The organism is Paramagnetospirillum marisnigri (assembly GCF_001650715.1).
GTDB lineage: Bacteria > Pseudomonadota > Alphaproteobacteria > Rhodospirillales > Magnetospirillaceae > Phaeospirillum > Phaeospirillum marisnigri.
In genome coordinates, this window is record NZ_LWQT01000028.1 from 111,323 (window position 1) to 127,120 (window position 15,798).

6 protein-coding genes are annotated in these 15,798 nt (G+C 63.8%); all 6 read left to right on the top strand.

All coding sequences use genetic code 11. From position 1 onward, the window contains the following. Positions 1-49 precede the first annotated feature (49 nt). The 6 genes from A6A04_RS02105 (at position 50) to A6A04_RS02130 (ending at position 15,764) form a co-directional block, all read left to right on the top strand. Positions 50-880, top strand: coding sequence for a dienelactone hydrolase family protein (locus A6A04_RS02105; RefSeq protein ID WP_068489629.1), 831 nt, complete (start codon positions 50-52; stop codon positions 878-880). Positions 881-1,068: 188 nt separating this feature from the next. After that, the gene (locus A6A04_RS02110; protein WP_068489597.1) at positions 1,069-6,537 is read left to right on the top strand and encodes an autotransporter domain-containing protein; all 5,469 of its coding nucleotides are present in this window, start codon (positions 1,069-1,071) and stop codon (positions 6,535-6,537) included. A 69-nt stretch (positions 6,538-6,606) separates the two neighbouring features. Next, positions 6,607-8,613 (top strand): O-linked N-acetylglucosamine transferase, SPINDLY family protein, encoded by a 2,007-nt coding sequence (locus A6A04_RS02115; RefSeq protein ID WP_082914632.1) that lies wholly within the window; start codon positions 6,607-6,609, stop codon positions 8,611-8,613. 80 nt (positions 8,614-8,693) lie between these two features. Further along, positions 8,694-10,073: a protein arginine N-methyltransferase gene (locus A6A04_RS21490; RefSeq protein WP_082914633.1), complete on the top strand. Its 1,380-nt coding sequence runs from the start codon at positions 8,694-8,696 to the stop codon at positions 10,071-10,073. Further along, positions 10,070-12,310 carry a tetratricopeptide repeat protein gene (locus tag A6A04_RS02125; protein ID WP_082914634.1) on the top strand — a complete coding sequence of 747 codons (2,241 nt, stop codon included), beginning with the start codon at positions 10,070-10,072 and terminating at the stop codon, positions 12,308-12,310. The genes A6A04_RS21490 and A6A04_RS02125 overlap by 4 nt, the downstream gene beginning before the upstream one ends. A gap of 1 nt (position 12,311) precedes the next feature. After that, complete coding sequence (locus A6A04_RS02130) at positions 12,312-15,764, top strand: O-linked N-acetylglucosamine transferase, SPINDLY family protein (RefSeq protein ID WP_068489600.1); 3,453 nt, start codon at positions 12,312-12,314, stop codon at positions 15,762-15,764. The last annotated feature ends 34 nt before the right edge of the window (positions 15,765-15,798 follow it).

Consider the following 15,798-nt stretch of genomic DNA (forward strand, 5'->3'; position numbering starts at 1 on the left):
GGTGGTGGCGGTGCCGGATGATTGGGCCCTTTCCTGGTACGAGGTGAGCATGAGGTCCAGCGCCAAAGCGCTTGTCACGGTGGTATTGGCCGCGTTGTCCGGTTGCAGTTCCGTGGAGGATCGCAACGGTTTGGCCGATTCCATCGGCGCAAGGGCGGGCATGGCGCGAACCGTGGTCGCCGCCGAGCGATTCAACCTGCTCGCCTATATCCGTGCCCAGTCGCCCGGCCAATCGCTGACCGTGTATTTCGAAGGTGACGGCAAGGGCTGGGTCGGCGGACGGCCGCCCATCAATCCTACGCCCACCGATCCCCTGGCACTGCGTCTGGCGGCCCAGGATGGTTCCGGCAACGTGGCCTATGTGGCCCGGCCGTGCCAGTTCGTGGATCTGGACCGCGAGGCCCGCTGCGACGAGTCCTATTGGACCGGGCGGCGCTACGCTCCCGAGGTCGTCGACGCCATGAATCGGGCGGTGGACCACCTCAAGGCCCGCTCGCGCGCTTCCGCAGTCGATCTGGTGGGCTATTCCGGCGGCGGTGCCATCGCCGTGCTGGTGGCCAGCCGCCGTACCGACGTCGCCAGCATCCGTACCGTGGCGGGCAATCTGGATCATGTGGCCCTGCATGCCAATCATGGTGTGTCGCAGATGCCCCAGTCCCTCAATGCAATCGACGTGGCTCCGGCCCTGGCGCGGGTGCCGCAAGTCCATTACAGCGGTGGCCGTGATCCATGGGTGCCGCCCTTCGTCGCGTCCCGCTACGCCGTGCGGGCAGGGGCGGATTCTTGCGTCAAATCCGAAACCTTTTCCGGCGCCACCCATACCGAAGGTTGGGTCGAGCAATGGAGGATGGTGGTTAAGGATCGTCCCCGATGCCCCTGATATTGCGAAGATATGACCCTGGAGGCTCGGAGTGTGGCGGATCGGCAACACATGGCGCATTGCGGCGCATTTTTGTAAAAAACCGCTCGCCATCTGGTGCTCGTCCTGGTAGATGAGCTGTAATCAGTTTTGTTGGTACCTTTGCGCGCTCTGGCGCCATAACGGAATTTTCAAGGGGAGTTTGAGAGATGAAGGCCAGTTGGATGAGCGTTCTGGGGCGCAAGGAAGCCCTGCTGTTTGGTGTTTCGGCGGTCGCCCTGTTCGCATCCAAGCCGGCAGCGGCGGATCAGACGGTCAACGGCAGCGATGTGGCTGGTGGTGCGAACGAAGCTGGGTCGATCACATTCTCGACCGATCATTCGTTCACCATGGCCGATACCTTCACCATCGCCGGTAACGTTGACAACGGTTCCGGAGCAGACGGCACCGGTTACCTGGTGTTCGACGGCAACAGCACCGTTGGTGGCGCTATCGGCACCACCAATTCGCTGAATACCGTTTCGGCGGGTGCCAACAACGCCGAGGTTCAGTTCGACGGCAATATCAACGCCATCAACACCAACTTCTCCTCCGATGGCACGATCTCGCTGAGCAGCGGCGTCACCGTCAGCGGCAATGTCGACAACACCTCCGGCACCGCTTCGCGCGGCGACCTGACCTTCGCGGGCTCGGGCACCATCGGCGGCGCCATCGGCACCTCCGCTTCCCTGGCCACCGTCTCGGCCGGCGCCAACAACTCGGAAGTTCAGTTTGACGGAAACGTCAACGCCGGTGAGCTGGCCTTCTCGTCCGACGGCACCGTGACCATCGGCGCGTCGGCTACCCTGTCGGGCAATATCGACAATCTGTCGGGTACCGCCTCGCGCGGCGATGTGGTCTTCGCGGGTGACAGCACCATCGCCGGTGCCATCGGCACCACCGCCACCCTGGCCACCGTCTCGGCGGGCGCCAACAACAGCACGGTTCAGTTCGATGGCAACATCAACGCCGGTGAGCTGGCCCTGTCCTCCGATGGGTCGATCATCCTGAGCGATGCCGCCACCCTGACCGGCAACATCGACAACATCTCCGGGACCGCCTCGTCCGGTGCCGTGACCTTCGCGGGCAACAGCACCGTCGGCGGCGCCATCGGCACCACCAACACCCTGGCCACCGTCTCGGCGGGCGCCAACAATGCCGAGGTCCAGTTCGGCGGCAATGTCAACGCCGGTGAGCTGCAGCTGTCCTCGGATGGTACCGTCAGCATCGCTGATGCCGCGACCATCAGCGGCAACGTCGACAACCTGTCGGGCACCGCGTCCAGGGGTGACCTGAACTTTGCCGGCAACAGCACCGTCGGCGGCGCCATCGGCACCACCAACACCCTGGCCACCGTCTCGGCGGGCGCCAACAACGCCGAGGTCCAGTTCAGCGGCAATGTCGGCGCTGGCGAATTGGCCTTCACGTCCGATGGCACCGTGACCTTCAGCGATGCCGCGACCCTGTCGGGCAACATCGACAACCTGTCGGGTACCGCCTCACGCGGCGATGTGGTTTTCGCGGGCAGCAGCACCGTTGGCGGCGCCATCGGCACCACCGCCACCTTGGCCACCGTCTCGGCGGGCGCCAACAACAGCACGGTGCAGTTCGACGGCAACATCAGCGCCGGTGAAGTGGTCCTGTCCTCCGACGGATCGATCATCCTGAGCGATGCCGCCACCCTGACCGGCAACATCGACAACCTGTCGGGCACCGCCTCGTCCGGCGCCGTGACCTTCGCGGGCAGCAGCACGGTCGGCGGCGCCATCGGCACCACCGCCACCGTGGGCACCGTCTCGGCGGGCGCCAACAATTCCGAAGTCCAGTTCAGCGGCAATGTCAACGCCGGTGAGCTGCAGCTGTCCTCTGATGGCACCGTCAGCCTCTCCGATGCCGCGACCATTAGCGGCAACGTCGACAACACCTCGGGCACCGCGTCCAAGGGCGACGTGACCTTCGCGGGCAACAGCACGGTCGGCGGCGCCATCGGCACCACCGCCACCCTGGCCACCGTCTCGGCGGGTGCCAACAATGCCGAGGTCCAGTTCAGCGGCAATGTCGGCGCTGGCGAATTGGCCTTCACGTCCGATGGTACCGTGACCTTCAGCGATGCCGCGACCCTGTCGGGCAATATCGACAACCTGTCGGGCACCGCCTCGCGCGGCGATGTGAGCTTCGCGGGCAACAGCACCGTCGGCGGCGCCATCGGCACCACCAACACCCTGGCCACCGTCTCGGCGGGCGCCAACAATGCCGAGGTCCAGTTCGACGGCAATATCGGCGCCGGTGAGCTGACCTTCTCGTCCGATGGCACCGTGACCATCGGCGCGTCGGCCACCCTGTCGGGCAATATCGACAACCTGTCGGGTACCGCCTCGCGCGGCGATGTGGTTTTCGCGGGCAGCAGCACCGTTGGCGGCGCCATCGGCACCACCGCCACCCTGGCCACCGTCTCGGCCGGTGCCACGACCACCACGGTTCAGTTCGATGGCAACATCAGCGCCGGTGAAGTGGTCCTGTCCTCCGATGGCTCGATCATCCTGAGCGATGCCGCCACCCTGACCGGCAACATCGACAACCTGTCGGGCACCGCCTCGTCCGGCGCCGTGACCTTCGCGGGCAACAGCACCGTTGGCGGCGCCATCGGCACCACCGCCACCGTGGGCACCGTCTCGGCGGGCGCCAACAATGCCGAGGTCCAGTTCAGCGGCAATGTCAACGCCGGTGAGCTGCAGCTGTCCTCGGATGGCACCGTCAGCCTCTCCGATGCCGCGACCATCAGCGGCAACGTCGACAACACCTCGGGCACCGCGTCCAAGGGCGACGTGACCTTCGCGGGCAACAGCACCGTCGGTGGCGCCATCGGCACCACCGCCACCCTGGCCACCGTCTCGGCGGGTGCCAACAATGCCGAGGTCCAGTTCAGCGGCAATGTCGGCGCTGGCGAATTGGCCTTCACGTCCGATGGTACCGTGACCTTCAGCGATGCCGCGACCCTGTCGGGCAACATCGACAACCTGTCGGGTACCGCCTCGCGCGGCGATGTGAGCTTCGCTGGCAGCAGCACCGTCGGCGGCGCCATCGGCACCACCGCCACCCTGGCTACGGTCTCGGCGGGTGCCAACAACAGCACTGTGCAGTTCGACGGCAATATCGGCGCCGGTGAGCTGGCCTTCTCGTCCGATGGCAGCATCACCATCGGTGCGTCGGCCACCCTGTCGGGCAATATCGACAACCTGTCGGGTACCGCCTCGCGCGGCGATGTGACCTTCGCCGGTGACAGCACCGTCGGCGGCGCCATCGGTACCACCGCCACCCTGGCCACCGTTTCGGCCGGCACCACTGCCACCACGGTGCAGTTCGATGGCAACATCAACGCTGGTGAAGTGGTCCTGTCCTCCGATGGCTCGATCATCCTGAGCGATGCCGCTACCCTGACCGGCAACATTGACAACCTGTCGGGCACCGCCTCCAAGGGCGATGTGACCTTCGCGGGCAACAGCACGGTCGGCGGCGCCATCGGCACCACCGCCACCCTGGCCACTGTCTCGGCGGGTGCCAACAATGCCGAGGTCCAGTTCAGTGGCAATGTCGGCGCTGGCGAATTGGCCTTCACGTCCGATGGTACCGTGACCTTCAGTGATGCCGCGACCCTGTCGGGCAACATCGACAACCTGTCGGGTACCGCCTCGCGCGGCGATGTGAGCTTCGCGGGCAACAGCACGGTCGGCGGCGCCATCGGCACCACCAATACCCTGGCGTCGGTCACCGCGGGTGCCAACAACTCGGAAGTTCAGTTCGACGGCAATATCAGCGCCGGCGAGCTGGCCCTGTCCTCCGACGGCTCGGTGACCCTGGCCACCGGTGTCTCGGTGTCCGGCAACATCGACAACACGTCCGGCACCGCCGAGCGTGGTGAAGTGACCTTCAACGGTAATACCACCGTTGCCGGTGCGTTGGGCTCTTCCAACCTGCTCGGCACTGTGACGGCTGGCGCCAGCGGCACCACCGCCCAGTTCGACAGCACCAACCTGCGGTCCAACACCTTCACTCTGAATGCTGGCACCACCCAGTTGACCGGTGCGACCCCGACCATCACCGGCGACGTGACCCTGGCCAACAATGGTACCTTGTACCTGTCCAATGCTTCGACCACCCAGGTTGCGGCGGGCGGTACCGCGACCGGCGCGGTGACCTTCGCTGGCACCGGCAGCACCCTGAAGCTGGCCGTTACCAACGCGACCACTTACGCCGCCCTGTCGGCGGCCGGTGCGGTCAACCTGGCCAACGGCGTCATCTACATGGATCTGTCGGGTGTTACCTCGGCAATCGCCAGCAACCAGGCCTTCACGGTGGTTGACGCCACTACGACCGGCCTGACTGCGGGTAACGGTGACGTGACGGTGCAGACCAACTCCGCCGCGGTGACCTTCACCACCGCGTCGGCCGGTAACCAGATCATTCTGACCTCTGCTCGTAACGGCGGCGGTTATGCTGGTGCGGCTTCCGGTACCACCAGCAATGTCACCGGCCTGAGCACGGCTCTGACTAATCTGGTCGGGTCCGCCACTGGTAGCATGGCCACCCTGCTGAGCACCCTGGACTCCATGAGCGCCAGCAACCTTGGCACCGCCCTGAACCAGTTGGCTCCGTCGGTCAACAACGCGACGGTTTCGGCGACCAATCAGGCGCAGCAGGCTCTGACCAATGTCATCCTGACCCGTGTCGCGGCGACCCAGGGTCACCAGATCGCCATGACCGAGGGTGAGGCCAGTGGCTTCGCCGCTGGTGAAGGCGACAAGCGGAACGGTGCGTGGATCCAGGTTCTGGGCTCCATGGCCGACCAGGGAACCCGCGAGGGCGTGGATGGCTATGACGCCACGACCTACGGTGTTGCCATGGGTGTCGATCGCAAGATCACCGACAAGGCCCTTCTTGGTCTGTCCTTCGCCTTCGCCAACACGACCATCGATGACAAGGGTGTCCGTTCGGGTAACACTACCGACGTGAACAGCTACATGTTCACTCTGTACGGGACCTACGACATCACTCCGAAGTGGTTCGTGACCGGCAATGCGACCTTCGGCTTGCACCAGTACGATACCTTCCGTACCTCCAACCTGCTCTCGAGCAACGCTTCTGGGTCGCACAACGGCTACCAGTACACGGTTGGATCGCAGGTTGGTTACAAGTTCGAACTGCCCAACAGCATCCTCGTGACCCCGTTCGCGGCGATGGAATACAGCCACTTGGCGCAGGACGGCTACACCGAAACCGGTACCGGTGCGATGTCTCTGAAGGTCAACGACATCTCCACCAACAGCTTCAAGATTGGTGGCGGCGTCCGGGCTTCGGGCGATATCAAGCACTCGTCCAAGCTGGTCTTCCGTCCGGAAGTCCATGGTGGTGTGTATCACGACGTGATCGGCGACCGTGGCGACACCACGGCGACCTTCACTGGCGGTGGCTCGGCCTTCACCACCTCGGGCGTGAAGCCGGCTCAGACCTCCTTCAACGCTGGTCTCGGTCTCACCGTCCTGACCACCTCCGACATCTCGGTCTCCGCGACCTACGATGCCGATATGAAGGAAGATTACATGGCCCATACCGGCTCCATGAAGGTGCGCATGCCCTTCTGATCGGTACGGTAGTTTCAGGAGATACCCCCGTCGGCAACGGCGGGGGTATTTTCTTGCCCGTGGGCAACCATGACGCCAAAGTTCGATTCCAACGCCATGGTGAACAATGACCTGGAACCGGGCATGACCGATCATCCATCGCTAGATACATTCCAAACAGCCCTTGACCTTCAGGTGGCAGGGCAGAGTGCCGCCGCCATCCAGGCCTACGACAAAGTCATCGCTGAACAGCCCGACCACCATCGTGCCTGTTATAACCGGGGGATCGCTCTGGCCGAGGGCGGACGCCTCGCCGATGCGATGGTCTCCTATGCGCTGGCGGCCGCGTCACGTCCCGACTACCCTGATGCCTATGTCAATCTTGCTGCCCTGTGCGACGGCCTCGAACTGTATGACAAGTCGCTTGAAACCCTGCGGCTTGGGGCCTTGCGCTGCCGTCCTCATGCCGCGCTTCATAACAATCTGGGACAGGCACTCGCAGGCCGCGGCAAATTGCAGGAGGCGATGAACGCCTTTTCGGTGGCCTTATCCGCGGCGCCGGATTTAGTTCCCGCCCTGATGGGTTTGGGAAAGGCGGCTTTCGAGCTCGGACAGCACACCATCGCCTTCGAGGCCTTCCGAAAGGCCGAGCAGACGGGCGGTGGCGCAGATGCGATCAATGGTATTGGCGCGGTCCTGCGAGCGACAGGTCGAACAGCGGAAGCCGCAGATGAGTTTCGTCGGGCGGTTGAGTGTGATCCGGGCAATCCCGATTCGCACAATAATTTAGGGCTAACACTCCGTCAGCAAGGCCGTTTCGGCGACGCAATCGACTGTTTTCGCTCCTCGCTTCGTCTGCGGCCCACTTCTACAGCGGTACATGACAATTATCTGTTCTGCCTACAATACGATCCGACCATCACACCATCCGATATGGCGATTGAGTCGGCTGAGTGGGTCTGCCACACACGGGAAATTGTTCCGCTGCCGCCGCCAAAGAACATTTGGCAACCTCACCGACGCTTGCGGATCGGCTATGTTTCGCCAGATTTTCGCCAGCACGCATGCATGTATTTCCTGGAGCCGCTCATCCAGGCGCATGATCGTCGCGGGTTCGAGATATTCTGTTACGCCGAGGTGGCCGTCGAAGACGACCTGACCCGACAGCTAGCGTCAACGGTCGACGGATGGACAAATACCTATGGCATGAATGATGCGCAACTGGCGGCGCGAATAAGAGCGGATGGTGTCGATATCCTGGTGGACCTCGCTGGCCATACAGGGGGCAATCGCCTAATGGCCTTCGCCTATCGTCCGGCCCCGATTCAACTCGCGACTCTGATCGGTTATGCCGCAACCACGGGTCTCAATGTGTTTGACGCCATCCTGGGCGATCCTTATCTGACTCCTCAGGGCAGCGAAGCCCATTTTACCGAACCGGTGCTGCGTCTGCCTCGCATAATTGCGCCATTCAAGCCAAGAGCGGACTGGCCTGCCCCACCACCACTGGAGCTGGGCGCCGGTTTCGCATGCGTTGCCGATCCAGCACGCATCGATGGACGAACCCTGGCCCTGTGGGAGCAAATCCTGGAAGGGGTGCCAGACACTCGTCTTCTGCTCAAGCACGCTCTCTTTACAGACCCAGCCGCCACCTGTGAATGGCGCTCGCGCTTGGGCAAGCTGTCCGACCGCATCGATCTCGAGGGCATCCCCGGGGGGTGGTCCCGCCATATGGAGTCCTACGGGAGAATGGCGGTCGTGCTGGACACTCCCATGCATTCGGGCGGCACTACCGTCGCCATTCCCCTGTGGATGGGGGTTCCCGTCGTGACGCTGGCAGGGCCCAATAGCTGGCAGCGTTTCGGCGCCACCCTGGTTGCAAACGCGGGACTTCCAGATCTGGTCGCCCTGGACGATACCGACTATATCGCCAAGGCCGTCATGCTGATGAGGGATAAGGCGTTGCTCCAAGACCTTCGGGCGAATCTGCGGAGTAGAATGGCCGCCTCACCTCTGTGCGATGCGACGCTTCACGCCGACGATTTGTCCCGAACTTATCGGAGCCTGTGGTGTGACGCCTGTTCCGACCACGCATGAGCCGATTCCCCCTTTGGGCGCCAGGCCTTCTGGGTTAAGGTCGGTTCAATCACACGCCATTCCCGCATTTGGAGATACCGTTGACGGAAGATGATATCCAGCGCCTGATGGATATGGTGGATAGCGGAGATGCCGCTGCTGTGTTGGCTGAATGTCAGCGGGACACCACTAAGGATTGGGTAAGGCTATATGTTCAGGGTGTGGCGCTGGCGACCTTGGGACGCCGCCAGGAGGCACTGGAATCCGTCCGCGAAGCTATCCACCAGAATCCCTCTGATCGTCGGCCGTGGTGGACCGCCATGCACCTGATGCAGGGGGAGGCCTCACACGCCGACTTCATCGAGTTTCTCCCCTCCTATCTCGAACGGTTTCCGGGAGATCTCCAGGTCCGGAATTTCATCGGCTCCGTGTTCAGCAAGGAAGAGCGATGGGCTGAGGCCCAACGGGAATTCAATCAGGCCATAGCGTTCGATCCCCGGCAATCCCTGGCCCATTTCGGCAAGGTGGTGGCACTGATTGGTGAAGGCCGATTTGAAGATGCATCACGTGCCCTGGAAGACGGCAAGGCCATGCGTCCTCGTTTCGACGCACAAGCCGCCGTCAGGCTTAATTCCGAGGGGCTCGCCCTGGCCGAACTCGGACGCTGGTCCGAGGCGGCGGCCAAGTTTCGCGCCGCCGTGGCCGCCCATATCGAGGCGGATGAAGCCCACTACAATCTGGGTGTCGCCCTGAAGCAGATGGGGGCCGTCGACTTTTTTCCCTTTGCCCCCCTAAATCCAATGTTCCGACGATTGCGGGACCTGTTCTATGCAATGTCCTACTACGAAAATCAGGATCCGTCGTGGCGATCACTGAATTCGATGTGGCAGGGGCGGATCATGCAGAAATTCCCAGCCGATATGATGACCTATCATCGTATCCTGTGGGAGACGAAACCGACGCTGATCGTCGAATGTGGGACCTTCGACGGCGGCAGCGCGCTCTATTACGCCTCGCTGTTTGACATGGTCGGCGAGGGACGGGTCGTGTCGGTGGACATCATCCACAAGGATGGGCTGCCTCACCATCCCCGGGTCGAGTATATCACTGGCTCAAGCATCGCTCCCGAGATTGTCCGTCGGGTCCGGAACGCCGTTCGGCCCGGTGACCGGGTAATGGTGGTTCTCGACTCCAACCACGATCGAGATCATGTGGAAGCAGAGTTGGCGGCCTATCATGATCTGGTCACGTCTGGCTGCTATCTGGTCGTCGAGGACAGCAGCATCGATTTGTGCCCAGTGGCCAACACCCATTACCAGAATGGCGGTCCACTCTACGCCATAGCGGATTTTATCGGACAGCATCCAGAATATGTCATTGATCGACGCCGCGAGCAGTATCTGACCACTGTCGCGCCTTACGGTTTCCTATATCGGATTCCTCCGATCCCGGATCGTGGGACCGCTTCCGCTGAATCATGACCGGTGCGCCGCCGTTCGAAAGAGCAGTGAAACGTCATCTCCAGGGCGACCTGGACGGGGCGGAGGCGCTGTATCATGAGGTTCTGGCCTTAATTCCAGAGCATCCCGATGCCCACCATAATTTGGGGATGATCGCACTCCAACTCGGTCAGCCTGCTTCGGGACTAGAGTATTTTCGTGCCGCATTCGCCCTGGCACCCGACCGGCCATTGTTCGTCATGAGCCAAGCCGAGGCGCTGCTGGCCATGGGGGCGGTGGAGGAGGCCGCCGGGCTGATCAATCACCCGCTGTTGGTCGGCCGACTGGATGAGGCCACGCACGACTTGCGCCATCGCGTCGGGACGGCGGTTCGGCAACAGGGTGACGAGGAGTTTTTCGAGGGGTTCGGGCATCACCGGGAAGGTCGAATCACCGAGGCTGTCACACATTATCAAAGGGCGCTGTCGTTGAATCCCGGGCTGGCTTCCGCCGCCTGCAATCTGGGTGCGGCATTTGAAGCCCTGGGTCGGCCGGATGAGGCGGAATATTTTTACCGGCAGGCTCTCGCCATACGCCCAGACCATACTGACGCTCTGTTCAATCTGGCCGCATATCTGGCTCGGGACGCACGATCAGAGGAGGCCTTGGACCTTTATGAGCAGGTCTGCGCGCTATCCCCCGACTTTGCCGAGGGCCATAACAACCGAGGCGCCACCCTCAATGAACTTGGGCGCTTTGTCGAGGCGGCCGAGGCGCATCAGAGCGCCGTCGCGATTCGTCCGGACTTCGCCGAAGCTTGGTACAATCTTGGCAATGACTGGCGGGATATCGGAGATATCAGCCAGTCAGTGCACTGCTACCAGCGTAGCATTGAGCTTAAGCCGGACCTTGGCGAGGCGCATAATGCGCTCGGCAACGTCATCAAGACCCTGGGGCGGATAGACGATGCCCTGGACCATTACCGCCGGGCACTGGACCTTGACCCACTCAGCGTCCAGGCACATACCAATCTGCTGGTGGCGACGCTCTATCACCCGAATATGTCCGATGCAGAACGCTTCGCCATGCACCGCGATTTCGAGGCGCGACATGCAGCCATCATCCAGCCGACCGAACCTGAATTCACCAATTTCCCCGATCCGGATCGGCGTCTGAGAATCGGCTATGTGTCCGCCAACCTCTACAATCATCCGTCCGCTCGCAATCTGCTGCCGCTGATCGAGGCGCATGATCGCGACCGCTTCGACCTGTATTTCTACGCCGATCTTCGGACGCCGGATGCCATGACACGGCGTTTTCAGGACCAAGCCACCGGCTGGCGCCTGACCCAGGGGAAAAGCGATGCCGCCGTTGCCCGCATGATTCGCGACGACGACATCGATGTTCTGGTCAGCTTGGCCGGCCATTTCGACGAAAACCGCCCGCTGGTGGCTGCTTACAAACCCGCCCCAATCCGGGTTAGCTTCCATGATCCCGTCACCAGCGGTCTTGGCGCCAATCAATATCTGATCACCGATCCGGTTCTGACTCCGCGCGGCATATCGGAACGTTTCACTGAACGGCCGTTGCGGTTGCCCGCCTACTACATTCATGTTCCCGTCGATGTTTCTCCCGAGGTTACGCCGCCCCCCATGCTGGAACGGGGTTATCCCACCTTCGGCAGCTTCAACAACCCCGCGAAGTTGTCCGATCCGACCCTGCGCCTGTGGGCACGGCTGATGGCGGCGGTACCAGAGGCTCGGCTACGGCTGAAATATCGCGACTGGTTTAGCGCCGACTCTCTGGCCACCCGGGTCCTGGGATTCATGGCGGAGCAAGGGGTCGGGGCGGAACGGGTCGAACTGCGCAGCAGTGCCGACAGTCGGGCCGACCATATGGCCCAGTATGCAGATATTGATGTGGCGTTGGACCCGTTTCCCTTCACCGGATCGACCACCACCTTCGAGGCCCTGTGGATGGGCGTCCCGGTGGTCACCCTACCCGGCCCCACCATGGTCAGCCGCTGGTCTGCGTCCATGCTGCGGGTTTTGCGGCTGCCGCAATTGATCGCCGCCTCGGCGGACAACTATGTGGACATCTGTCGCAGGCTTGCCAACTCTCCCGAGGAATTATCTGAGTTGCGATTCGGGCTGCGGGTTCGGTCCGAGGCCGCCTTTATCGCCAATCCCCGCCGCCGCGCCCGGCAGTTGGAGCGGCTGTACCGGGCGGTCTGGCGGCGCTGGGCGGCTCAGGCCCGGGGGACGGGGCTTGGTGGCTGAGATGGAATTCAGCACCTGGACGGCCAGGGGCGATGCCCAGTTTCGGCGAGGGCGCTTGGACGAGGCGGCCGAAAGCTGCCTTCGGGCGATCGGTCTGGCCCCACACCGGCCCGAGGGATACGGCAATCTGGGCTGCGTGCTGCTGGCACAGGGGAAGCCTGCCGAGGCCATGGCCGCCCATGAGCAGGCATTGGCGGTTGACCCGACCAATCTCGCCGCCTATCGCGGCCTGATGCTGGCGGCACTTTATCGGAATGATCTGAGCGCCGACGAGGACTTCGATCTGCTCCGTCGCTTCGAGGAAGTCATGGCCCGGCCGCTCTACCCGCTCCATCCCGACTGGGCTGTCGAGCCGGAACCCGATCGGCGCCTGCGCATCGGCTATCTGTCGTCGGATTGGGGGGCGCATCCGGTGGGGCGCAACCTGCTGCCGGTGATTCAAAGCCATGACCGGAGCCGGGTGGAACTCTACCTCTATGCCGACATCCGGGCCCCCGATGCCGTCACCGATCACTTCCGGGAACTGGCCGATGCCTGGCGGCCGGTCACCGGCCTGTCCGACAAGGCGGTGGCCGGAATGATCCGGGCCGATGCGGTGGACGTGCTGGTGGTGCTGGCCGGACGCTTCGACGGCAACCGGCCGCTGGTGGCCGCCTATCGCCCGGCACCGGTCCAGATCAGCCTGCACGACCCCGCCACCAGCGGGCTTTCGGTGATGGACGCCCTGATCACCGATCCGGTGCTGACCCCCCGCCATGGGGCCGAGCGCTTCGCCGAGCGCCCGATCCGGCTGCCTCATTTCTATGTGCATCCGGCCCTGGCCCCCAGCCCGGATGTGACGGAGCCTCCGTTGCTGCGGTGCGATGTTCCCACCTTCGGCAGTTTCAGCAATCCGGCCAAGCTATCCGATGGGACGCTCAGGCTGTGGGCGGAGTTGCTACGCCGGGTTCCGGGGTCGCGGCTGCGGCTGAAATACAAGAATCTGTTCGCCTCGCCCTCGGTGGCCGAGCGGGTGTTGCGGGTCATGGCGGCGGCCGGGGTGGCGGCGGAGCGGATTGACCTGTCCGGCGACGACCAGCCGGTTCTCGATCATCTCGGCCTTTACGGCGAGATCGACGTGGCGCTGGACCCTTTTCCCTTCTGCGGCTCCACCACCACGTTCGAGGCTTTGTGGATGGGGGTTCCGGTGGTTACCCTGCCGACCGGGGCCATGGTCGGTCGCTGGACCGCCGCCATGCTGGATGCGGTGGGACTGTCGCATCTGGTGGCGCGATCCGAGGAGCACTATCTGGAGATTTGCATCCGCCTGGTGGCCGATGCGGGCGCTCTGGCCGACTTGCGGCGAGGATTGCGCGAGCGGGTGCTGGCCTCGTCGCTCTGCGACGGCCGGGGCCGGGCGCGGCAGTTGGAGCGGGTCTATGGCGCCTTGTGGCGGCGCTGGCTCGCCGGAGGTTCATCGGCTCCCCGGCCCGGTCTGGTGGCGCAGGGCATCGAATTGGCCCGTGCTGGGCGAATGGACGAGGCCGAGCACTGCTTTCAGCGGGCTTTGGCCGCCGATCCCGACAACGGCGAGGCCTTGAACAATTACGCCACCCTGCTGAACCTGCTGGGGCGGCTTGAGGATGCGGTGGAAGTTTTCCGGCGGGCGGTGGCGGCGGCGCCCGACGCCCCCTTGCCCCGGCGCAATCTGGCCGCGACCCTGTGCACCCTGGGCACCCGGGACTTGAACCAGTCAAGGGTCGAGGCGGCGGAAGGCTGGTATCGGCAGGCCTTTGACGTGGCCCCCGACCTCCCCGACGCGTCTTACAATCTGGGGGTCGCCTGCCTGGAGCGGGGACGGCTGGCCGAGGCGGCCGATTGGCTCCTCCGTGCCTTGGAGCTGGAGCCCGACCATGGGCGGGCTGCCCTCAACCTGGGAACCGCCCTGGTGGGGCTGCGCCGTTTCGACCAGGCCCGGGCGGTGCTGGAACGTCACCTGGCCGACCATCCCGACGATGCCGGGCTGATTCTGACCCTGGGCAATGCCGCCCTGGGTCAGGGCCACTTCGACGAGGCCGCCGCCCTGTACCAGCGGGTGTTGGAGATCGACCCCGGCCAGACCAAAGCGGTCAACAATCTGGGCAATGCCTTGCAGACCCTGGGGCGCTTCGACGAGTCCGTCGGTTGTTACCAGTCGGCTCTCGAGGCCCGGCCCGACGACATCTCGGCCCATCGCGGCCTGCTGACCTCCATCCTCTATGATGCCCGCTGGTCGCAGCAGGCGCTGTTCGCCGAGCATCGCCGCTTCGAGGAGATGCATGCAAGCCGCCATTATCCGGCGGTGCCGATGTTCCGCAATCCCCGCGACCCGGACAAACGGTTGCGTATTGGCTATCTGTCGTCGGATTTGCGCGACCATCCAGTGGCGCGCAATTTTCTGCCTTGGGTGGAGAAACAAGATCGCAACCAATTTGATCTGTATTTCTATGCCGAGGTGGTGGCCCCCGACGCCATGACCGAGCGCTTCCGGCACTTGGCCGATGGCTGGCGCTGGACGGTGGGGCGCAGCGATGCCGAGGTGGCGGGGATGATCCGCGACGACGGCATCGACGTGCTGGTGATCTTGGCCGGTCGCTTCGACGGCAACCGCCCGCTGGTGGCGGCATTCCGTCCGGCTCCAATTCAGGTGACTTGGGGAGATGTGGCGACCAGTGGTCTTGCGGTCATGGATGCCATCCTGACCGACCGGGTGATGACACCGCGCAATGGCGCCGAACTGTTCACCGAACGCCCGATCCGGCTGCCCACCTTCTATGTCCATGCGCCGCTAGACGGCGCCCCCGATCCTGGCCCGCCACCCATGCTGGCCAAGGGCTACCCCACCTTCGCCAGCTTTTCCAATCCGGCCAAGCTGGGGGACGAGACCTTGCGGCTGTGGGCGGCGGCCCTGCGCGGCGTGCCCGGCTCCAGGCTGTGGCTGAAATATCGCAACCAGTTCGCCTCGCCCTCGCTGGCCCAGCGGGTGTTGTCGGTGATGGAGCGGGAAGGGATCGATCCCGCCCGCCTGAATCTGGCGGGGGAGGAGGTGGATGCCTTCCATCATCTGGCGCTCTATCGTGGCGTCGATGTCGCGCTGGACACAATGCCGTTCAACGGCTCCACCACCACATTCGAGGCCCTGTGGATGGGGGTGCCGGTGGTGACCCTGCTCGGTTCCACCATGGTCAGTCGTTGGACCGCGTCAATGCTGCGACCATTGGGGCTGTCGCATCTGGCGGCGGGCAACGAGGGCGAATTCGTGGAAATTTGCGCCCGGCTGGCGGCCGATCCCCAGGGACTGGCCGAGCTGCGCGCGTCGCTCCGCCAAAAAGTGGCCGGGTCGGCCCTGTGCGACACCCGCGCCCGCGCCCGGCAGATCGATCGGGTGCTGCGCGCCTTGTGGCGACGCTGGTGCCTGCGGGGTGAAAGCCGTTGAACCGGGGGGCGCATGCCCCTATGATCGCTCGTTT